This is a genomic window from Natrinema sp. 1APR25-10V2, assembly GCF_031626495.1.
Lineage (GTDB): Archaea > Halobacteriota > Halobacteria > Halobacteriales > Natrialbaceae > Natrinema.
In genome coordinates this window covers 432,160-453,605 of sequence record NZ_JAMQOJ010000002.1, presented here as the reverse complement: position 1 = coordinate 453,605, position 21,446 = coordinate 432,160, and the positions used below count along the sequence as shown (strand labels likewise).

The window sequence follows — 21,446 nt, the reverse complement described above, 5'->3', positions numbered from 1 at the left end:
TTGCTGCGATAAAAATCGGGGTTCGAGACGGATCTCGATTAGCCGTGAATGCCCATCGCTTCGATCTGCTCCTGATACCGATTCCGGATCGTCACCTCGGTCACCTGTGCGACGTCGGCGACCTCGCGCTGGGTCTTCTTCTCGTTACACAGCAGCGAGGCGGCGTAGATCGCGGCGGCGGCGTAGCCCGTGGGCGATTTTCCGGAAAGCAGCCCTTCCTCGGCCGTCTTCTCGATGATTTCGTTGGCTTTGGTCTGGACCTCTTCGGAGAGTTCGAGTTCAGAACAGAAGCGGGGGACGTATTTTTTCGGGTCGACGGGACGCATCTCGAGGCCGAGTTCCTGCGAGATGTATCGATACGTGCGACCGATCTCTTTGCGTTCGACGCGGGAGACTTCCGAGATTTCCTCGAGGCTTCGCGGGATACCCTCCTTTCGACAGGCGGCGTACAGCGCGGATGTCGCGACGCCCTCGATCGAGCGGCCGCGGATGAGGTCTTCCTTGAGCGCGCGCCGGTAGATCACCGAGGCGACTTCGCGGACCGAGCGCGGGACGCCCAGTGCGGATGCCATTCGATCGATCTCGCTGAGCGCGAACTGAAGATTCCGCTCGCCGGCGTCTTTGGTACGAATCCGTTCCTGCCACTTGCGCAGTCGGTGCATCTGACTGCGCTTTTTCGAGGAAATAGAGCGTCCGTAGGCGTCCTTGTCCTTCCAGTCGATCGTCGTCGTCAGTCCCTTGTCGTGCATCGTCTGGGTCGTCGGCGCGCCGACGCGGGACTTTTCCTGCCGTTCTTGGTGATTGAACGCCCGCCACTCCGGGCCGGGGTCGATCTGTTCCTCCTCCACGACGAGCCCACAGTCTTCACAGATGAGCTCTCCCCGGTCGGAGTCCTTAACGAGATTATCCGATTCACACTCGGGGCAGGCACGTACCCCCTCTTGATCCTCGGTCTCGTCCGTCTCGCGCGTTCGCTCCCGCTGGCGGGTGGACCGTGTCATCGCACTTTTATAGTAGTATCACCATACTATATAAAGATTCGGTAAGCGTTTTCCCCACCAGAGCCGTATCGGCCGAAAACAGGCTGTACGGGGATTCAGGTACGAGATTTACGCTTTGGAACCGGAAAGCCTTTATCCGATTCCCCCGGATTTCGGAGACGAATGCCGGTTATCGAGTGCGACGTCGAGACCGCTCGTGAGCGACTCGAGGCGGCAAACGTTGCCGTCGAGTCGGGCAACACCGACCACGAACGCTGGCGCGCGAGCCGCGGCGACGCGACCGCCGTCGCCTACGACGACAAAGTCGTGATTCAGGGAGCCGACCCGCGGGACCTCGAGGCACTGCTCCGCGAGGGCGGCGGCCGCGCCCACGTCTACTTCGACGGCGGCTCCCGCGGAAACCCCGGCCCGGCCGCGATCGGCTGGGTGATCGTCACCGGTGACGGCATCGTCGCCGAAGACGGCGAACCGATCGGGACGGCGACGAACAATCAGGCCGAGTACGAAGCGCTGATCGCGGGTCTCGAGGCCGCCAGCGACTACGGCTACGACGAGGTCCACGTTCGCGGCGACTCCGAACTCATCGTCAAGCAGGTCCGCGGCGAGTACGACACGAACAATCCGGAACTCCGCGAGAAGCGCGTAACCGTCCACGAACTGCTTCGCGAGTTCGACGAGTGGACGCTCGAGTACGTCCCCCGCGAGGTCAACGACCGCGCCGACGGCCTGGTGAACGAGGCGCTGGATCAGGCGTAGGCTCGCTTCGTCGATCCCCGGATCGCGTCAGTCCGGTCGACCTGATGTAACGACGCTCGTTTTGGCCGACGACACCGCAGGAGTGATCGAGCGAGCGCCACTCGGCCAGAGCAAGGCACATCTCCGCCCGAACACACCGTCTAGTACGCCTTCACTTCTCCCAGTGTGTTCGCAAAAAGAGGCGCTGTGGCCGAAGTAGGAACCAGCTTCCCGGGACACCACGAGACCGGATCGGCAATGGGAAAACCGCTCGAGCACGTACGATCGCTCATGACGGACCAGAACGCGATGGACGACGACGAGCGTCCGGACGACGATGTCGACGAACTCGACAGCGGCGAACTCCCTCGAGGTGTCGTCGACGAGGTCGAGCGGATAACCCGCCTCGAGCGCACTGCAGTCGACGAGAACGAGGCCGACGCCTACGACGCGCGACGTGACGACCTGCTCGACGAGCACGACTTTACGTCGCGGATCCGCGACGACGACGGCGACGACGTACTCGTCCTCCATCCCGCGGAGTGGCACGAGGACGGCGTCATCCGGACCGACCGCATCGACGACATCGACCGCGCAGTCGAGATTCCGCTCGAGGGGACGAGCGATCCGGACGACTGGGAGACGGTCGACGCACGTAACCGGGACCTCGTCGAAGCCGTCAGAGCGGACCACGGCGACGTTCACGGAGACAACGCGGCGCTGCTCGCCGATTTCGCTGGCAACCACTACGCGAAGCCGATCGCGTCGCTGACGAGCGAGGAGCTCGCGGAGTTTCGGACCGAGTACTTCGTGCGGAACGCCTGGCCGTCGGAAAAACAACAGGAGATGATCGAGGAGTCGATCGAGCTCGTTTTCGAAGTGGCCGGAGAGCCGAATCCGGACGTTCAGTAGCTGTTCTCGACGATATCCGTGATCTCCTCGGCGCGGTCGTCGCCGGTAACGACCTTCGAGAGGGTCCACTGGATGCCGTCGAGGACGGCGTCGTAGCCGTCGTCGGTCAGCGAGTACTGGTTCGTCCGCTTGTCGAGTTCGCTCTTCTCGACCAGTCCCAGATCGACGAGTTCGTCGAGGTTCGGGTAGAGTCGGCCGTGGTTTACTTCCGTGCCGTAGTAGTCCTCGAGTTCGCGCTTGATCGCGAGCCCGTACATGGGCTCTTTGGCGAGGATGACGAGGATGTTGTTCTGGAAGGCGGTGAGTTCGCGTGCGATGCTCTGTTCGCCGGTGATTGATTGTGCCTCTGACATACGTGTGTAAATGTCACCAGACTATTTAAGACTTGTCAACTATTCCTTCGTATCAGCCGGTCAGACAGCCCGCTACTGACCGCTATGCGGCCGGACACTGGTGGAACGTGTCCGATTCGTGTCTGTCGGGGATCTGGCAACCGTCACTTGGGTAGTGACACTCGATTACGAAAGTACTTTTTGATCGACGGTGGAGTTTCCGGTACATGGTCAACCTCTGGGAAGACCTCGAGACCGGACCGAACCCACCCGAAGAGATCTACGCCGTCGTGGAGTGTCTCAAGGGCGAGCGGAACAAGTACGAGTACGACAAGGACGTTCCGGGCGTCGTCCTCGATCGTGTGCTCCACAGTAATGTCCACTACCCTAGCGACTACGGCTTCATCCCGCAGTCGTACTACGACGACGAGGACCCCTTCGACGTCCTCGTCCTCGTCGAGGATCAGACGTTCCCCGGCTGCGTCATCGAGGCCCGCCCCGTCGCGCTGATGAAGATGGACGACGACGGCGAGCAAGACGACAAAGTCATCGCGGTCCCCTCCGAAGATCCGCGCTACGATCACATCGAGGACCTCGAGGACATCCCCCAGCAAGAACTCGACGAGATCGACGAGTTCTTCGCGACGTACAAGAACTTGGAAGAAGGAAAAGAAGTCGAGACGCAGGGCTGGGAGGACAAGCAGGCCGCCTACGACGCGATCGAGCACGCCCAGGAACTCTACGAAGAGAACTTCCAGTAGCGACTCGCGGCCGTAACGCGGTTTTTCTGTACCGCTTCCACGATAGATTCCCGAGAGTTATTCCGGCCCGTTCGGCGCATGCATTATGAGCATGGGTAATTTTATGACCGCTCCTGCCGTACTGTTGCCTGTATGGCAGCATCCGACTCGTCCCCACGAACGTCACCGCCCGCCGACGATACGACCGACGACGGCGTCGGTATGGCCCACCTCACGGTCGTGCCAACCAACTTCGATCCCGAGAACTCCAGCGGACGGGACGAGTAACCGACCTCCCGACAGTCTAACGGCCGCGGTTCCCGACGGGATCGACGGCCGCCGGTTGGCATGCCAAGGCATGTCAGCAATTCGCAAAACACTATCTCGAAACGAACCTTCTTGTATGCGGTCGGACTACGTCCGTCTATGGGTCTGTTCGATCGATTGCGGGGCGACGGCGATCCCCGGGTCGCATTTATTGGGGTCGACGGCGTGCCGTATAGTCTCCTGTCGGAGAACGAGGAACTGTTTCCCAACTTCGCCGCGATCGCCGACGAGGGAACGGCGAGCGAGATTTCGAGCATCGTCCCGCCCGAATCCAGCGCCTGCTGGCCGTCGCTGACGACTGGCGTCAACCCCGGTGAAACCGGTGTCTACGGCTTTCAGGACCGCGAAGTCGGAACGTACGACACCTACGTCCCGATGGGCCGGGAAGTCCAGGCCGACCGCGTCTGGGACCGCGTTCAGGAGGAGGGCCGCAAGGCCACCGTGCTGAACGTTCCCGTCACTTTCCCGCCCCAGCGCAACGTCCAGCGGATGGTTTCGGGCTTCCTCTCCCCCGGCCTCGAGAAGGCCGCCTACCCCGACGAGGTTCGCGAGTACCTGGAGACGCTCGACTACCGAATCGACGTCAACCCGAAACTCGGCCATCAGGACGACAAGTCCGAGTTCATCGAGGACGCCCACGCCACCGTCGACGCCCGGTTCGAGGCCTTCAAACACTACATCGAGGAGGACGACTGGGACCTGTTCTTCGGCGTCTTCATGACGACCGACCGTGTCAACCACTTCCTGTTCAAAGACTACGAGCGAGACGGCGAGTACAAGGACGAGTTCATCGAGTTCTATCGGAAGGTCGACGACTACATCGGCCGACTACGCGAGGCGTTGCCCGAGGACGTCACCATGATCGTCGCCTCCGACCACGGCTTCACCAGCCTCGACTACGAGGTCCACTTCAACGAGTGGCTCCGAGAGGAGGGGTGGCTCTCCTTCCGGACGGACGATCCCGAGGAACTCGGCGATATTTCCGACGACACCAAGGCCTACTCCTTCATTCCCGGCCGCTTCTACATCAACCTCGAGGGCCGGGAACCCCGCGGCTCCGTCCCCGAGGACGAGTACGACGCCGTTCGCGACGAGCTCAAGGCCGACCTCGAGGCGCTCGAGGGGCCGAACGGTAACAAGGTGGTCGACCGGGTCGTCGAGAAGGAGGCAGCCTTCCGCGGCGATCACGACGACATCGCACCCGATCTGGTCGCGATTCCGAACAAGGGCTTCGACCTCAAGTCCGGATTCAAGGGCGACGCCGAAATCTTCGACACCGGACCGCGAAACGGGATGCACAGTTTCGACAACACGTCGCTGTACATCGACAGCCCCGACGCAACGATCGAGAACGCCGACCTGTTCGATATCACGCCGACGATCCTCGAGCTGATGGACATCGACTACGGCCGCAGCGAGTTCGACGGCGCGAGTCTGGTCTAGTCGCCACTGCCGATCCGTCCTCGCCGTCGCCGGATTTATTTTCAGCGCTCGTGAACGACGCACGATGAGAAACGGCCTCTTCGTCGGCGGCTGTCTCACGCTGTCGGTCCTGTTCGCCGGCATCGTCAGTGCGATCACCGCCAGTCCGGCCGTTCTCGGCGTCACGCCCGTCGGGATCGCCATCTACCTGACCGTCGGCGTCGGCCTCCCCCAGTACCTGCTCTCGCGTCGCAGCAGCTCGAGGCTGCAACTGGGCCTGGCCGGCCTCGCGGTCGCCGGTGGGGCGGTCGTCCTGATCGGTGGCGTCGCGACGGGATCCCCGAACGCGGAGTGGAGCGGCGGAATCGTCGCGATTCTCCTCGTCCTCGTCCTCGTCCTCGGAAACGCCCTCGGTGCGGGCGTTCGCGAGTTCCGTGCCGGCTATCAGTCGACCTCGTGAGCCGTCACGGGAGCGACCCGATTCGATTCCGTTTTCCGGCCGGCACCGAACCGCCACGCATGGAAGAAGTGATCCACGCCCGCGGCCACGAGCACGTCTCGGCCGAGCACGCGAGCACCTTCGAGGTGACGACCGACGACTTCCTCACCCCCGCCGGCGACTGCATCCTCGCGATCGACGCCGATCGCGCCCCGGCAGACTTCGATCCCGAGTTCGTCGCGGCCTGTCAGGACCGAGACGCGACGATCGCGGTCGAGATCGAGGCCGACGGCCACCGCGAATCCGTGACCGGTCGGGGCGATCCCGCCCTCGAGTTCACCAACGAGCGCAGCGCGGTCGGTCGGACAAGCGACTACGTCGACGATCGGACGATCGTAGTCGGAGCCGAGTTCGCAGCCGAGGGGTTCGATCGCGACCTCGTCGCGGCGCTGGCCGACGGCGCCGAGGCGACGGTGACGATTTCTGTCGAGTGAGCGCTGTCGACAGCAGTAGTGGGCGCTTCCCGGCTCGAGTCGCCGACGGGTCCGCCGTTGTTTTACCGTCTACGATCCAACGTGACGATCCGGAGTGAGCCGAGAACAGCAGCGGCGGTGCGGCGGCCGAGTTCGATTCGTCGACCGCGGATACCCGCGCGGAACTGGTCGTCGACCGACTGGGCGAACTGTACTGGCAGCAATCGTAGACAAGGAAGATAGTGATCAGACTGTACTTCCGATCACATCGCGGGGAGCGTGAACGAGAAGGTCGACCCCTCGTCGGGCTCGGACTCGACCCACATCTCACCATCGTGACGCTCGATGATCCGCTGACAGAGCGCCAGTCCGATTCCCGCTCCGTCGCACTCGTCACGAGTGTGTAATCGATCAAAAATATCGAAGATACGGTCCTGATTAGCCGATTCGATACCAATCCCGTTGTCGTGGACCGAGATCACCCACTCCTGCTCTCGCCGTTTCGCATCGATATGAATGCGGGGGGACGAACTGCCGCTGTAGGTGATCGCGTTGTCCAAGAGGTTTTGAAGGACCTGGCGGAGTTGATTGCCGTCGCCCTTTACGCGAGGAAGTTCGTCAGCCGTGATCTCTGCGTCGGTCTCCTCTATCTGTAGTTGGAGATCATCGAGCACGTCGTCGAGAACGGTCTCGAACTCGACCAGTTCGAACGGCTCGCCCTGCGTTTCGATCCGCGAGTACGCGAGCAGGCCGTCGATCATCTCACGCATTCGGTCGGCACCATCGACGGCGAACGCGAGGAACTCCTCGCCGTCCTCGTCGAAGGCGTTACCGTACCGGTTTTCGATGAGTTGCAGGTAGCTCGAGACCATTCGCAGCGGTTCCTGTAAGTCGTGAGAGGCGGCGTACGCGAACTGCTCGAGTCGTTCGTTCGATTCTTTGAGCGACTGTTCTCGCTCCTCTCGTTCGACCTCGTAGCTCACCCACTGCCCGATCAATTTGAGGAACATCCGCTCGGTCTCCGTGAACTCGCTGTCGCGCGGCTCCGTACTCCCGACCCACAGCGTTCCGTACGGCGTGGCACCGTTCATCACTTTCGTCCCGAGATAACACGTGAGACCGTGCTCTCGGTAGATCTCGTCGTCCTCCCAGTCGGTCCCGCGGACGTCCGCCATTCCGACTGGTTCGTCGCTCTCGATGACCTCCCTGCAGTAACATCCCTCTCCGGGATCGGTCCATACCTCGCCCGACTCGTCCCCGTACCTGATGGTATACTCGTTGAGGAATTTGTCGTTCCACGACGGGAGATGAGTCAGTCCGGCCGCATCGAGATCCAGCCGTTCACGCACGAGATTGAGAAGTTTCCCGAGTTTCTCTTCGAAGTCGAGTTCTGGCTCAGCGGTGATCTCGTGACTTTCTCGGAGGAAGCGCTCGCGCTGCTGGACTCTGACTTTCGTGTCGGTCTGGTCTCGAAGCGCCCCGAGTTGGCGGTCGACCTCGCGGGTAGTCTTCTCGGGACCGAAGAACTCCCCGGGTGGTGTGTAGTAGACGTTGTAGCTGACTCGCTCGTCGTGGATGAGAAGCGGATGGGTGCTGATGACGTCGTGGATGACGTCCGACGGGAATCGGTTCCGATTGTACTGGCAGAGCGCGATGCCGTCCGCATCGTCGAAGAGGTAATTGGCCTTGGCTTCGCATTTGACGAGTTCCGTCCCCTCGGGATCTTCCTGTAAGACGCTGCTCATTTCGCCGGTCAGACGGAGCGCCTCGTACTCCGCAGTAGCTTCCTCGATGGCGGCGTCGATGAAATCGACCGTCTCGTCGGCGTCGAACGTCTCGTTCCGGAGGTAGGTTTCCTCCTCGTCGTGAATGGAGAGTTGGCCCGAACGGAGGGCGGTATCGACATCGATCCCGTAGTCTCGCATCGCTTCGAGGATTTCCTCACGGGAATTCTCGTAGGTGATATACAGACACCGCTCGTTGCGCTCAAGTCCTTGTCGGAGAAACGGAATCGCGGTGGCGAACTGTTCCTCTTGGGACTCGTAGATCAGCGCGAAGTGGTCGTTCGCATGGGCATGCTCGTGGTCCTCGAGGGGTTCGACCGGCCCACGGAACTCCGGGCTCGACTGGAGAGCCTCGAACGCGCTCGTGAGGGGTCCTGACTCGCCCGATATTTCGTTCGTGGAGGCGTTTTTACTCATATCTCATCCCAACTCTCGAACCAGAGCGTCCGGTACTCGAATGACCGTGATCGAGAAATAGATCGTAACTGAGAGAGGAAGAGACTGCCTGCCCATCTGCACTCGCAGACCCGGTCGGCAGTAGTGGTGGTTCGATCATACAGCGAATGGTGAAGAGCGGCAGGGAAAAAGTCGTCGTGGCATTTTTTCGCACAGTGGCGATCCATTACATTCGGTGTCGGAAACGAGTTTTAAGGCTATCGTGGGAGCTATTTTGCACGGACTCTACTGACCGAGTATGACGCGAGCGGAACGGGTCGTCGATCGTCTCTGGGACTTGTACGCCGAGACGTACTCGCCGTGTCCGAGCGAAAACATCGGGGTCGCTCCCGAGCAGGATACTTCGATAACGGATATCGACTCGCAGCGTGATTACTGGCAGAAGACCTACGGCGGACAGGACGCCTTCATCTGTCTCGTCCGAACGATTCTGAGTCAGAACACCAGCGACAAGGCGAGCCAACCAGCCCACGACGCGTTGCTCGAGCGCTACACGGAAAGCGATTCGCACGGCGACGCACACGGTGCGGGCGGGCAACCGCGAGCGAACGATGTCGATCTCGCGGAATCGCTCGCGAACGCCGAGCAGTCGACGCTCGCCGAGACGATCAGCTCCGCCGGGCTCTACAACCAGAAGTCGGAGATCATCATCGACACCGCAGCGTGGGTCCTCGAGCGGTTCGGCTCTGCCGCTGCCTTCGACGCATTCGTCACGGACGAGGACCCCGAAACGGTTCGCGACACGCTCCTCGAAGTCCGCGGCGTCGGCCCGAAAACGGCCGACTGCGTGCTGCTCTTTTCGGGTGGCCGCGGCGGTGTCTTCCCCGTCGATACGCACGTCCACCGGATCTACCGGCGCATGGGGATCGCGCCACCCGCAGCAGACCACGAGGGGGTTCGTGCTGTCCTCGAGCGCGACGTGCCCGCGGCCGAGTGCGGCTTCGGACGACAAGAGATAGCAAAACGTTATAACGGGGATTGCCAGTCAGATGAACACGAGTTCCACAACGGAGGTACCTACGTAGTTGATGGAGAGGAGATTACCTTTGCCCATGGTGGTGTGCCTCCCGAGAAATGCGGTTTCGGCCATACTGCGACGATTCAATTCGGCCGGGAGTACTGTACGGCGAGGAAACCGGCCTGTCTCGAAGGGCCGGAGGCGTGTCCGCTCTTCGACCTCTGTGACAGGGTCGGGGTCGACATCGAATCCGGGACCGTCGTTGACCCTGCAGAAACAGTATCAAACGACGAGGAGTAATCCAGGACGCTGGGCTGAATGCCGTTTTTTAAACGCACGAACCCAGGGCACCACGAAGACGGCCCACCCGGATAGCCGGATAATCTTGGTCAGACCGTTGTCCATAATGTAATATATGTTACCAATATTGGGGTGCGAGGTCGGGCGTTTCCATCAATTAAACTTTAGGCCTGCCTGGCGACGAAACGCCCCGGTCGTTTTCAGTACGGTCCGCCCGTCGGTATATCGGGGCATGGGTGTTCACCTCTCGCTCTACATGGTAGCGCAAGTGGATGCTCCAACCTGCAACATCAATCCTTGACCCATGTTATCATCCAACATAGGTACGAAGAAGACTATTTTACTTGCCCGTTAAGCGCGAGGTAGCTGGAGAGTGTTTGTCAAACCGTACCCCAATATATGAAAATCTCGCTATACACAGAATGTGCCGTCGGACGGACTGTTGTAGTCCCCCCACGCATCAGCCGCCGGTAACATGGGCTGTGACTGCGCCCCGGTGTGTCGTGGCATAGGCGCTCACCGTTCTTCGGTCAGGTTCAGTAGTCGCGATGCCCGGGACAGGAAGCGGTGGCCCAGCTAACGTCCGGGACAGCAGTACCATCTGAGAACACGCCGAGTCCCAGCGTGACCAGGCCATCGTCCAAAGTGCCCTCGGGGTAGAGGATTTCCTCGTTGTCGAACGTCATCACATACCGCCGCGTCGGGTCGTGCGGGTTCCCGAAGTCGTTCACCTTTTCCGGGGTGGCTACGGCCTCGTCGTTGGCGATAATCACCTCTTCGCCTTCCTCTTGGAATGCCTTCTCCTCGGGGACGTCGTTGTCGTCGTGAACCCCAACGAAGGTCTCCTCCGAGAAGGAGACGTCCCCGGAGAAGGTGTCCCGGGGAAACGCCACTTCGATGGGGACGACACCCTTCTTGTTGGGGTTTAGCGATTCCTGTCTGATGTCTATTCGAAACGGCCTGTCTGGAAGTGCACCACTGGTGCCAGTAAACACCGTCGCCCCAGCGAGGAGCCCCCCGGTCGTTTGCAAGACGGTTCGCCGGTCTGGGTGTCGTGGCATGGACTTTCACCTCTCGCTCTACATCGTAGAGCAAGTGGATGCTACAGCCTGTAACACCAAAACCTTGCCCCATGATATCATTCAACATGGGTGCGAAGAAGACTATTTCACTTGCCGGTTAAGCGCAAGTCTTCCGACCGCTCATCCCGAACGGCGGGGCCAATAATCGATGGAGGAAAACACCCGGCGTGTGACGGGGGAGTTCACGGACAAGGACCGTTGGTACGTTGGCTATGAAGAGCCCGCTGTACGACTATCGATGGCCTCAGAAGGTATCTGGAAAACAATTAGTCAAAAGGCGATAGAATACCGTTATGGGATGCTTCGCTGCTCGCGAGCGTAGCGCTGACAGCGGTCGCGGCTCGTGGTCGCGTTCCCGATCCGAATCGCAGCCACGGTAGTCGCCGTCTGGCGGTGGATGGCGGACGAAAGAGTGCCCGCCGAGACGCCGACGGTGTGGACGACAGTCGGAATCGATTCTCCCCGAATGTCCGGTGGAGCTCCTTCACTGCCACAACGTTAATGCAATTCGGAAGGTGATACTCGGTGTCAAACGAAAAACGCTGTGTTTAATGTCTCCTATTTCGGCCGGCACACCGCGAGTATGTTCGTGCACGAACGGCCAGCGCTACCAACCGGTCGACAAAGAGGCGCGACAGTTGTCGGCTGCTCGAGGGGGCGAAACTGACATACATAGGGTTTCTACCCGAACATGACGTACGAATTCACGCCAATAGCGCTCCCGTATATTACCGCGGCGGTCGTCTGTACCGTGCTGTTGAGTACGATCTGGCAACACCGTCACCGGCGGGGTGCGAAAGGGTTCCTTCTGGACATCGCTGGAGTGATCATCCTCTCCGTGACGGTGTCGCTTCAGTTGTTCGCGACGGCGGAGTCGACGAAACTCTTCTGGTGGAACTGGCGGTTCGTCGCGGGATCGTTTATGGGGATCGGCTATCTGCTCATGGCGGTCGAGTACACCAACAACGAGGAGTATATAACGTATCGAAACGGGGCGGCACTCGCCGTCGTTCCGGTCCTGGTCCAGTTTGCGGCGTGGACGAACTATCGTCACGAGTGGGTGTACACCGCATCGATCGACCCGGTGACCGGACTCCTCGTTCCCACGTTCGAACCGCTGTACTGGATTTACGCCGTGACCATGATTGCGTATCTCGGTCTCGCAGTCTACCTCCTGATCCGACTGCTCCACTCGCTCCCGGGGTTCGAAAAGCAAGCGGGCGTCCTCATTGCGACGATACTGTTCGTCACGGTCGGACTGCTCGTCTGGTGGCGCGGGTTCGTTCCCGTCGATACGCTCGCCCTGACGAGCACGGTGAAAGTCGTCGGCTTCTACGTCGCAGTGGACCGATTACAGCTCCTCGATATCGTCCCCGTCGCGCGGACGAAAGTGATCGACAACATGCAAGACGCCGTCTTCGTCGTCAACGCGGCGAATCGGATCGTCGACGCGAATCCCTCGGCCAAACGACTCGCCGGCAACGAGATATCGATCGGAGACTCGCTCGCGGCGGCGTTCCCCTCATCCCCGTTTTCCGGGCTTGACGACACGGCCGACGCCCCAACAGAATGGACGGTCGAAATCGACGGCGAGACTAGACACTTCGCCATCCAGCTGTCGCCACTAACGGACTCCCGAGGGAGACAGACCGGCCAGTTGATTGTCCTCCGGGACATTACACAACTGAAAAACCGGGAACGGGAACTGACCGTCCTCAATCGGATCGTTCGCCACGACATTCGAAACGAGATGAACGTGGTCATCGGTCGTGGTGAACTCCTCGCTGACTACGTCGACCCCGACGGCGAGGAACACCTCGAGTTGATGCTCGAGAGTAGCGATCACGTCGTCAACCTCACGCAGGTCGTCGGTGATCTCGTGGAAACGCTGACCACCGACGGCGATCTGGACCTCAAACCCGTTCACTTGATGCCCGTCGTCTGGAACCAACTCGAGAAAGCGCGAACCAGCTACCCTGACGCGGCGTTCCGTATCGATGATGAACTGCCGACCGACGTCACGGTCCGGGCCAACGAGATGTTGTCGTCCGTGTTCACGAACCTCCTCAACAACGCCGTGCTACACAACGACGCGGACTCCCCACGCGTGGTGCTTTCGATCGCGGAACGAGACGAAACCGTCTCGATCCGCGTCGCGGACAACGGCCCCGGTGTGCCCGAGGAGCAACGGGACGAAATCTTCGGACGCGGTCAGAAAGGCCTCGAGAGCGAGGGCACCGGTATCGGCCTCTACCTGGTCGATACCCTCGTCGAGGGCTACGGCGGCGACGTATGGGTCGAAACTGCCGAGGAAGGTGGCACGGCCTTCGTCGTCGAACTCCCGAAAGCCGGGGCCCGACAGGAGTGTCCAGAGGCGCTCCGGGAATGACCGTCGACGTTCGCGTCACGGGAGAGGGCAGGCCGACCGTACGGGCCTGGCGGCCTGCGGAAATCGAAGATTTTCGGGTGACCGGAACGCCGCGGACGCTCCGGTAGCCACGACACGGGGAAGCGGTGTGAGGTCGCTCCCCGACCTCGAATCGAAATCCCGTGGCGCAACGCTTTACGGCCATTCGAGCGGCCAACGTCCGCGAGAAGACGGCGAAGCCACGGAGCGAGCGCGTGGGAACTCAAAAATCACGACGCGATTTGTGGTCCTCCGAACTGTTCAGAGGAAGCGGAACGTCTCCAAGTTCTTCGGCGCGAAGGTGCGCATGTCGTAGTTGTGATAGAGCGCGCTGGAGAGGTCCTGCGTGGAGCGCTCGTCGCCGTGGACACAGAGCACCTTCTCGGGACGCGGGTTCATCGTCTTGACGAAGTTCTCGAGGCCGGCGCGGTCGGCGTGGCCGGAGAAGCCGTCGACGGTCTCGACGTCCATGTTCAGCGAGAGGGTGCCGCGGCCGCCGCCGTTGCCCATGGCGCCGACTTCGCTGGTGGGGATCTCGTCCCAGCCGTTCTGGATGCGCCGCCCGAGGGTTCCCTGGGCCTGGTAGCCGACGAAGACGAGCGTCGAGTCCGGGTCCGGGCCGATATGGGAGAGCCAAGACATGATCGGGCCGCCGGTGACCATCCCGGAGGTCGAGAGGATGATGCAGGAGTCGCCGTCGGCGACCTCCTGACGTTCCTCTTCGCCGGCGTCGATGTGGTTGAACTCCTCGGCGAGGAACGGGTTCTCGTCCTCGTGGAAGATCCGATCTCGCAGGTCGTCGCGGAGGTACTCGGGGTAGGTGGTGTGGATCGCCGTCGCCTCCCAGATCATCCCGTCGAGATGGACCGGCATCGAGGGGATGTCGCCGTTTCGCATCGCCTCCTCTAAGACGAGCATGATCTCCTGGGAGCGGCCGACCGCGAACGCGGGGATGACGACCTTCCCGCCCTCGTCGTAGGTGTCGTTGATGATCTCCTTGAGATTGCGCTCGGAGTCCTCCTGATCGGTCTGGTAGTCGTTGCGGCCGCCGTAGGTCGACTCGAGCACCAGCGTCTCGACGCGCGGGAAGTCGTTGACCGCGCCGTTGAACAGGCGGGTGTCCTCGTAGTGGATGTCGCCGGAGAAGGCGACGTTGTAGAGGCCGTCCCCGATGTGGAAGTGCGAGACGGCCGAGCCGAGGATGTGACCTGCGTTGTGGAAGGTGAGTTTGACGTCGGGCGCGATGTCGGTGACGTCGCCGTACTCGAGCGGGATGCAGTGTTTGATCGCCTCGCGGACCTGCTCGCTCTCGTAGGGCGGGGCGCGACCTTCTTTGGCGGCGACGTCGAGATAGTCCAGCGTCAGCAGCCCCATCATGTCCCGTGTCGGTTCGGTACAGTAGATCGGGCCGTCGTAGCCGTATTTGAACAGGAGCGGGATCAGCGCGGAGTGGTCGAGGTGGGCGTGGGTTAGCACCACCGCGTCGATGGTCTGTGGGCCCGCGCCGAGGGCCTCGGGTGCGTGGAGATACGGCACCTCGTCTTCGGCACCGGGTTTGTCGCCGCAGTCGATGAGGATCCGCGTCTCGGGCGTCGAGAGGATAAAGGAGGCGCGGCCGACCTCGCGACAGCAGCCCAGCGTCGTGATGCGGACGTACTCGTCGTCGGACATCTCCTCGCGGTGGATCTGTCGGCCGACTTTCTCGAGAATGTCGCGTCGATCGTCGCGCTCTTGCTTGAGAAAGCTGCGGACGTTCGAGACGGTCGAGGACTCGATCGGCGGCGTGCGGACGACTTCGGGCGTCCAGCCGACGTTCTTGGTGATCTCGCGAAGCGTCGAGCCGTGCCGGCCGATCACCATGCCGGGCTTTTCGGCCTCGATGACGACCTCGCCGGTGTCGGCGTGGAAGTCGAGATCGGTTACGCCCGCGTCTTCGGGGATGACGTCCATGATCTCCTCGCGGGCCTGTTCGGGCCGCGAGAGGACGCTGGGGTCCGGTCGGACGGTGATCCGCTTGCGGAGCTTGCTCGCGAGCTGGCGGATGAGATCGCCCTGCTGGGCGAATTTCTTCGGATCGCGAGTGTAGACCACCAGTTCGGGGCCCTCGTATTTCACCGAGGAGACCGAGATATCGCTCGGTAACTCGCTCGTGATCTGTGCTTTCAAATCGTCGAGTTGCTGCTCTACAGTACTCATAGGTCGCCAATGTGGCTTGCGTGAACTCGTCGTCCGGGGCCGCACGCGGCGGCAGGCGAAGCGTTATCGATCGGTGACAGAGAGCGGAACGCGATCCCGTGGCGGCCGCCGTTCGGCGGCCATCGCGTCGGAACCGGTCGTGAGTATCGTCGCCAACGGATGACAACGTAGCTCACACTCCGTCTCGGTGTCCGGATCATCGTATCCTACTCCGTGCCTGACGAACACGCTCCCGGATCGGTTATCCTGGTCCGTGCGGGACAATTCCAGGGAGAACCCGCTTACTCGACGCTATTCTTTGCGTGGTATAAAAGCCTTCGCAAAAATCGGGGCTATCGGGCGGATACTGTCAGGCGACAGTCAGCGATCGTTCGATCATCGTTCCGCGATCGGCGCGTAAAACGTTTTGTCGGACAGATCCGTCGTCACCGAACATGCGTCTCACGCCAGCCCGCGTTCGGGAGGAACGGAACTGGGTCGCCGCTCGAGCCGAGACGATCGTCCCCCTCGTCAACGAGGTCCGCGACGACCTCGGCGAGCGCTTCGATACCGACGTTGACGCGGTCACCGAAGCGCAGTATCGCAGAGAGGTCGACGCCGTCTTCGCGGACGGTGATCTGGCCGTCAACGTCGCCGCGATGGTCGCGATTCTCAGAGACCTCGACGTCGACGGAGACTATCCGGGGTTCGTCGTCGACGAACTCCTCGGCCGCGAACTGGCCGCGACGATCGCCGGCACCCAGCCCCTGCGGACGCTCGGCGAGGCCACCTTCCACTACGTCGACGTAAACCACCACGGCGGTGAGAGCGAAAACGCCGGCGTCGACGACTGCGAGGCCGCACTGGCCGCCGGCTTTCAGGAGCGACTGCCGGGCTGGGACTGGGTCGAGCGCGACAGCCCGTTCGCCGTCGAGTGAGAGGCAGGTCGTGTGGCGGAGAACCGACCACTCGAGCCGACTACGTCTCGGATTCGGTATCGTTGGACTCGTTCGTCGGAGACTCGTTTCCGCCGGTCGTCGTGTTACCCTCTCCCTGACCGCGCATCGCTTCGCGCTGTTGCTCGAGTTGCTCCCGTCGCTGAGCGAACTGTTCGTACTGGGTGCGGGGATAGATCGCGGCGATCTCGCCGCGGCGGAGCGCGTCGACGATCTCCCTTTCCGATCCGTCGACGAGGAAGAAGCCGTAGGACGGGGCGGACTCGACGATCGACAGGTCGTCGCTGCTCGCGGCGGTTTCCTCGAACGTCGCCGCCGCTTCCTCTGTCAGGCTTCGCTGTGCGTCCTGGAACCGCTGCTGGGCCTCTTGCTGGCTGACGTTTCCGCTCTCGAGGCCGGCCCGGAGTTCTTCCTCAAGGGCCGACAGCTGCTCTTGGTCGGGCTGAACCGTGACGGTCAGCGCCTCGCCGGAGTCGGAGCCGCTCCCCGTGATCGAATCGAGTTGCGAACAACCGGCGAGCGACGTGGCCGCGCCGGTACCGGTCAGCGCGAGGAAACCGCGACGGGTCGGAAGATTCGACATCGTGTCGTGCGCGGGGACGAGTGCGGAAGAACCTTCTGCGTCGGCTCGAACGACGATCGGTCGCAGCCGCCCGCCGACGGACACCTTTTATCCGTCCCGCTCGTAGCCGGTTTCAGTGAGCGATTCAGCGTACGAACAGCGGACGGAGACCCTCCAGAACCCGACGCCGGCGGCCGCACGCGACGTGATCGTCCGCGGAATCGACCGCGATGCGATCGTCACCGTCTACGGGCGCTGTACCGTCGACTACGACGGTCGAGCGACGAGCTTTCTGGAGGCGGGGGATCGCCACGTCATGCTCAAACCCGACGGGGCAGCGCTGGTCCACACCGACGAGGGTCAGCAGCCGGTCAACTGGCAGCCGCCGGGCTGTGACCACGAGGCGTTCTGCGACGACGGCACGCTCGTCATCGAGAGCCTGCGGTCGACGCCGGACGAGCGTCTCCGAGTCAGCTTCGGGGAGGTGCTGCAGGTGTCGTCGTTCTCCGGTTCGGACGAGACGGAACTCGCTCTCGTCGGCACGGAAGAGGACCTTCGCCAGCGGATCCTCGAGGAACCGGCACTGCTCGAGGCCGGTTTCACGCCGCTGGCCACCGAACGGGACACGCCGGCGGGTGCCGTCGACATCTACGGCGAGGACGACGCCGGCCGGGCCGTCGTGGTCGAACTGAAGCGCCGCCGGGTCGGCCCCGACGCGGTGAGTCAGCTCCGGCGCTACGTCGACGCCCTCGAGCGGGACTTGCACGCCGACGCCGCCGTCCGCGGGATTCTGGTCGCGCCGTCTGTGACCGACCGCGCCGGGCGATTGCTCTCCGACCACGGCCTCGAGTTCGTCGCGCTCGAGCCGCCGGCCGAGTGAGTCCTCGCAGCGGCGCGGATCAGCCGTCGCCGTCCGAATCCTCCGCGAGCAACGTCTCCATGACTTTGCGCTGGCCCGCACGGAGGTGCTGGGAGAAGGTCGCCGGCGCGATATCGAGCATCTCGGCGACGTCCTCGCCACTTTGCTCCCGCGGCCAGTCGAAGAACCCGGCACTGTACGCCGTTTCGAGCGCGCGGCGTTGCTTGTCGGTCAGCGACTCGAGAACGCGCGTGCGAACCTCCGCGACGGATCGATCCTCGGTCTGACGGGTTCGCTGGGCGACCACCTCGAGGTCCGGGTGCGTCTCCCGGATCGTCTCGATCGTGGCACGAACGTCGACGTCAGCCGGGAGTTCGGCGACGCAGTGGAGGTCACCGTCATCGATGTGAACCGACCGGAGCCGGCCACCGCGTTCGGCGAACAGCCCCGTCAGCGGTGGGTCGCGGATGGTGGCCTCGAACAGGTACGCGTCGCCGGTCGGCGTGATCGCCGTCACGTCCGTGACGCCGGCCGCGGCCGCGAGGGCGTCCTCGAACTCGTCGGGGTCGATCCCTTCGACCGACAGGAAGTGAACGAACGCGTCCTCGTCGGCCGGTACCATTCGTTCGATCTCGATCGTACAGTCGTGTCCGGCCGAGGCCGAGACGAGCGGCGACTCGATCTCGCTTGCCCGGAACTGTATCTCGCGGACCGCGTCGCTCACCAGCGTCTTCTTTCGCTGGCGGGCACTGATCGCGTGGCCGAGAATCTCGCCCAGTCCCGCGAGAATCTCCCGTTCGCGGCCCTCGAACGCGTCCTCGCGGTCGGTGTAGACGCCGAGGACGCCGTAGGTCGCACCGCCGTACGTGATCGGAACGGCGGCGACGGCGCGATACCCGCGCTCGAGCGCCGGCTCGCGCCAGGGCTCGAACGCGGGGGCGGTCGGGATGTCCGTCTGGACCTGTACCTCGCCGGTCCGGACGGCTTCGCCGGCCGGCCCCTGACCGGTGTCGCTGTCGTCGACCGTGATCGTAATCTCCTCGAGGTAGCCGTCGCCGGCCCCGGCGGACGCTCGCGGTTCGACCGTCTTCGAGCCGCGGTCGATGCCGCCGATCCACGCGAACTGGTAGGCGTCGGTCTCGACGAGGCGCTCGCAGACTCGCCGTTCCATCTCCTCGCGCGCCGAGAGTTCGATCACCGATCGCGTGATGTCCTCCTGTACCCAGTGAAGGTGGTTGATCGTCGCGAGCTGTTCGCGCTGGCGCTCGAGCTGGCGTTTGCGGGCCTTGCGCTCGCTCGTGTCCCGAATCACGCCGGCGGTCCCGGTGAACTGGTCATCGCTGCCGCCCTTGCCGTGGTCGGCTTCGCCGGGCGGCAGCGTCGTGAACCGGACCTCCGCGGGGAACGTTTCGCCGTCCCCGTGCCGAATTCGGGTTTCCATCGTCGCAACGTCGCGGGTGCCGACCTCGAGTTCCGAGCGCAGCCGTTCGATGTCGCTCGTGGCTTCGGTATCGATCGTCGAGATATGTGACCCGAGCAGTTCCCCTCGGTCCCGGCCGGTCATCGATACGAGGGCGTCGTTGACCAGCCGGAAACAGTAGGCGTCGTCGAGGACGTACGCTCCGTCAGGGATCGTCTCGAGGAGCGTCTCGTAGCGCTCGAGTTCCCGCTCGCGGTGCTCGCGTTCGGTGACGTCCATGACGAACCCCTCGAAGGCGACCAGATCTCCGTCGTCCTCGTCGATCCAGTCGGCGTTTCCGACGCCGGGCTCGTCGCTCACGCCGGCACCACCGTCGGTGGTCGCGTAGACGGCCGCGCCGCGTTCTTCGACCCACTTGTGCGCGCCGTGCTTCGTTCGAACCCGGTAGGTCACCTTGAAGCGGTCGCCCTCGGTGAGCTGCCGGCGGATCGACTCGAGCGCGTCCTCGCGGTCGTCGGGATGGACGACGTCTTCGCCCCACGAGACGTCCCCGTCGACGAACGCATCGGAGTCGTAGCCGACCAGTTCCTCGCACTCGCCCCGGAGGACCTCCATTGCCCAGCCCGAGCCAGTCCGGGACCGGTAGACGACCCCCGGGAGGTTGCCGATTAGCGTCGAGAGCTGGCGCTCCCGCTCGGCGAGTTCGGTTTCGGTCCGGTGGTGCGTGACGGCGTTCTCGATTCGGTTGGTCAACACGTCGGGGCGTTCGGCGGTCAACTCGGTCGGAACGTAATCGCTCACGTCCGCCGAAATCGCCTCGCTGGCGACCTCCTCGCTGCCGTCGCCGGCGTACAGGATGACGGGGATACCGGGCCGGCGCTCGCGGACCCCCGACAGTACCGACAGGCCGTCTCCGTCGGGCAGTTCGTACGCGGTGACGACGCAGTCGAGGCGGTCGTCGACCGCCTCGAGCGCGCCGTCGACGGTCTCGGCGGTCCGAACCTCGATCCGGGCGTCGACGGTTCGAAGGTCGTCCGCGACCGTCTCGAGGACCGCTGGTTCGCCGACGAGAAGCGTATCGGCCGATCCCGTCGTCATCGTTCTCGGTTATTTCGGTCGTTTCTTCGAGTGTTGATAAAGATTGGTCTTGGCACTGCCCGACGCATATTCCTACGCCGGATACGTCCCCTCGAGATGCGCCGCTTCGAGGACGTGGCCCTCGATCGCCGACTCGAGGCTATCGGCGTCGGTGTCGGAGCCGAGATCGAGGGTCGTGTCGAGGGCGAACAGCCGGAACCGGTAGGTGTGTTCCCTATCCGGCGGGTTCGGGCCGCCGTAGCCGCGTTCCCCGAAGTCGTTCGTCCCCTCGGTCGCGTCGTCCGGGGTCCATCCGTCGGAGATCGTCGTCGTCTCTGGCGGAATATTCCAGACGATCCAGTGGTCCCACACTTTTCCGGCGGGCTCGCGCGCGTCGGGATCGTCTACGATCAGCGCGAGCGATTCGGCGTCGTCGGGGACGCCATCGATCTCGAGCGGCGGGTTGACGTTCGTCTCCGCGTAGCCGTACTCCTCGGGGATCCGTTCGCCGTCGTCGAATGCCGGACTCTCGAGTCTGAGTTCTGTCACGGTGATCACCTCCGTTCGCCGTCACGTCGGCCGTTCACCGTCGCTGGTGAAGAAACTTGCAGTCGACTGAGCGACGTCCGTACCCCGCGTCAGTCGCGGGATCGAACGGTCCGGGTTGGCGGGTCGTTACCGGCGAACGGTGAAGATCGCGATTCCCAGAATGAGGAGTCCGACGCCCCACCACCACGATTTGCCCGGCAGATACGCCAGCAGCAGCGTGACGATGCCCGACGAGATGAGCGACCAGCCGATCGTCGTTCGATATGTCATACGGGTATGTCGCTATCGATGCAGTTGTGTGTTCTGCAGGTCCTCGCAATCTGTCCACCTGTCACTCGAGTGTATTTTTCACTCGTCGCATCGGACGTTCGACCGTGGCTCCAGCACTGACGATTCGACGGTATCGAGCGCCGTGTTCGGTCGACGGGAAGCGACGAAATCGTCCTCGATACGATGGTGAAACAGACCGCGGCCCGCGGG

20 protein-coding genes and 1 pseudogene are annotated in these 21,446 nt (G+C 62.8%); 12 read left to right on the top strand and 9 right to left on the bottom strand.

Features of this window, described 5'->3' with window-relative positions; genetic code table 11:
* Nucleotides 1-38 precede the first annotated feature (38 nt).
* Nucleotides 39-1,001: a transcription initiation factor IIB gene (locus NDO75_RS07985; protein WP_006184711.1), complete on the bottom strand. Its 963-nt coding sequence runs from the start codon at nt 999-1,001 to the stop codon at nt 39-41.
* Nucleotides 1,002-1,163: 162 nt separating this feature from the next.
* Between NDO75_RS07985 and rnhA the strand changes: the two genes are divergently transcribed.
* Together rnhA and NDO75_RS07975 are read left to right on the top strand one after the other, a co-directional pair.
* Nucleotides 1,164-1,757: a ribonuclease HI gene (gene rnhA / locus NDO75_RS07980; RefSeq protein WP_310905624.1), complete on the top strand. Its 594-nt coding sequence runs from the start codon at nt 1,164-1,166 to the stop codon at nt 1,755-1,757.
* Between the two features lie 270 nt (nt 1,758-2,027).
* Nucleotides 2,028-2,648, top strand: coding sequence for a rnhA operon protein (locus NDO75_RS07975; RefSeq protein ID WP_310905623.1), 621 nt, complete (start codon nt 2,028-2,030; stop codon nt 2,646-2,648).
* Here the strand turns inward: NDO75_RS07975 and NDO75_RS07970 are convergent.
* A complete protein-coding gene (locus NDO75_RS07970) occupies nt 2,642-3,001 on the bottom strand; it encodes a PadR family transcriptional regulator (protein ID WP_310905622.1) in 360 nt (119 codons plus the stop codon). The two genes, NDO75_RS07975 and NDO75_RS07970, sit on opposite strands and share 7 nt — an antisense overlap.
* A 206-nt stretch (nt 3,002-3,207) precedes the next feature.
* Here NDO75_RS07970 and NDO75_RS07965 point away from each other — a divergent pair, with 206 nt between their 5' ends.
* The 6 genes and pseudogenes from NDO75_RS07965 to NDO75_RS07940 all read left to right on the top strand — a co-directional run.
* The gene (locus NDO75_RS07965; protein WP_310905621.1) at nt 3,208-3,741 is read left to right on the top strand and encodes an inorganic diphosphatase; all 534 of its coding nucleotides are present in this window, start codon (nt 3,208-3,210) and stop codon (nt 3,739-3,741) included.
* A gap of 132 nt (nt 3,742-3,873) precedes the next feature.
* Nucleotides 3,874-4,008: a hypothetical protein gene (locus NDO75_RS07960; protein WP_310905620.1), complete on the top strand. Its 135-nt coding sequence runs from the start codon at nt 3,874-3,876 to the stop codon at nt 4,006-4,008.
* Nucleotides 4,009-4,146: 138 nt separating this feature from the next.
* Complete coding sequence (locus tag NDO75_RS07955) at nt 4,147-5,490, top strand: alkaline phosphatase family protein (protein WP_310905619.1); 1,344 nt, start codon at nt 4,147-4,149, stop codon at nt 5,488-5,490.
* 64 nt (nt 5,491-5,554) lie between these two features.
* Nucleotides 5,555-5,929: a hypothetical protein gene (locus tag NDO75_RS07950; RefSeq protein WP_310905618.1), complete on the top strand. Its 375-nt coding sequence runs from the start codon at nt 5,555-5,557 to the stop codon at nt 5,927-5,929.
* Nucleotides 5,930-5,988: 59 nt separating this feature from the next.
* Nucleotides 5,989-6,402 carry a DUF371 domain-containing protein gene (locus NDO75_RS07945; RefSeq protein ID WP_310905617.1) on the top strand — a complete coding sequence of 138 codons (414 nt, stop codon included), beginning with the start codon at nt 5,989-5,991 and terminating at the stop codon, nt 6,400-6,402.
* 113 nt (nt 6,403-6,515) lie between these two features.
* Nucleotides 6,516-6,608 (top strand): annotated as a pseudogene (locus NDO75_RS07940) (endonuclease III); the annotation flags it as partial.
* A gap of 36 nt (nt 6,609-6,644) precedes the next feature.
* Here the strand turns inward: NDO75_RS07940 and NDO75_RS07935 are convergent.
* A complete protein-coding gene (locus tag NDO75_RS07935) occupies nt 6,645-8,582 on the bottom strand; it encodes an MEDS domain-containing protein (protein ID WP_310905616.1) in 1,938 nt (645 codons plus the stop codon).
* Between the two features lie 277 nt (nt 8,583-8,859).
* Here NDO75_RS07935 and NDO75_RS07930 point away from each other — a divergent pair, with 277 nt between their 5' ends.
* Nucleotides 8,860-9,879: an endonuclease III gene (locus tag NDO75_RS07930; protein WP_310905615.1), complete on the top strand. Its 1,020-nt coding sequence runs from the start codon at nt 8,860-8,862 to the stop codon at nt 9,877-9,879.
* A 536-nt stretch (nt 9,880-10,415) separates the two neighbouring features.
* Here the strand turns inward: NDO75_RS07930 and NDO75_RS07925 are convergent.
* Nucleotides 10,416-10,940, bottom strand: coding sequence for a hypothetical protein (locus tag NDO75_RS07925; protein WP_310905614.1), 525 nt, complete (start codon nt 10,938-10,940; stop codon nt 10,416-10,418).
* Nucleotides 10,941-11,652: 712 nt separating this feature from the next.
* Here NDO75_RS07925 and NDO75_RS07920 point away from each other — a divergent pair.
* Entirely contained in the window at nt 11,653-13,350 is a 1,698-nt protein-coding gene (locus NDO75_RS07920) for a histidine kinase N-terminal 7TM domain-containing protein (RefSeq protein WP_310905613.1), read from the top strand.
* 279 nt (nt 13,351-13,629) lie between these two features.
* Here the strand turns inward: NDO75_RS07920 and NDO75_RS07915 are convergent, their stop codons facing one another.
* Complete coding sequence (locus tag NDO75_RS07915) at nt 13,630-15,564, bottom strand: beta-CASP ribonuclease aCPSF1 (RefSeq protein ID WP_310905612.1); 1,935 nt, start codon at nt 15,562-15,564, stop codon at nt 13,630-13,632.
* A gap of 434 nt (nt 15,565-15,998) precedes the next feature.
* Between NDO75_RS07915 and NDO75_RS07910 the strand changes: the two genes are divergently transcribed.
* Complete coding sequence (locus tag NDO75_RS07910; RefSeq protein ID WP_310905611.1) at nt 15,999-16,481, top strand: hypothetical protein; 483 nt, start codon at nt 15,999-16,001, stop codon at nt 16,479-16,481.
* 40 nt (nt 16,482-16,521) lie between these two features.
* On the opposite strand, the gene NDO75_RS07905 is transcribed toward NDO75_RS07910, so the two are convergent.
* Nucleotides 16,522-17,082, bottom strand: a complete 561-nt coding sequence (locus tag NDO75_RS07905) for a hypothetical protein (RefSeq protein WP_310905610.1) — start codon at nt 17,080-17,082, stop codon at nt 16,522-16,524.
* 115 nt (nt 17,083-17,197) lie between these two features.
* On the opposite strand from NDO75_RS07905, the gene nucS reads away from it, so the two are divergent.
* Entirely contained in the window at nt 17,198-17,941 is a 744-nt protein-coding gene (nucS, locus tag NDO75_RS07900; RefSeq protein WP_310905609.1) for an endonuclease NucS, read from the top strand.
* Nucleotides 17,942-17,960: 19 nt separating this feature from the next.
* Here the strand turns inward: nucS and NDO75_RS07895 are convergent, their stop codons facing one another.
* The 3 genes from NDO75_RS07895 to NDO75_RS07885 all read right to left on the bottom strand — a co-directional run bounded on the left by NDO75_RS07895 (nt 17,961) and on the right by NDO75_RS07885 (nt 21,236).
* Nucleotides 17,961-20,438, bottom strand: a complete 2,478-nt coding sequence (locus tag NDO75_RS07895) for a bacterio-opsin activator domain-containing protein (RefSeq protein ID WP_310905608.1) — start codon at nt 20,436-20,438, stop codon at nt 17,961-17,963.
* Between the two features lie 72 nt (nt 20,439-20,510).
* Nucleotides 20,511-20,966, bottom strand: a complete 456-nt coding sequence (locus NDO75_RS07890) for a YbhB/YbcL family Raf kinase inhibitor-like protein (protein WP_310905607.1) — start codon at nt 20,964-20,966, stop codon at nt 20,511-20,513.
* Nucleotides 20,967-21,092: 126 nt separating this feature from the next.
* Nucleotides 21,093-21,236: a hypothetical protein gene (locus NDO75_RS07885; protein ID WP_310905606.1), complete on the bottom strand. Its 144-nt coding sequence runs from the start codon at nt 21,234-21,236 to the stop codon at nt 21,093-21,095.
* Nucleotides 21,237-21,446: the final 210 nt, after the last annotated feature.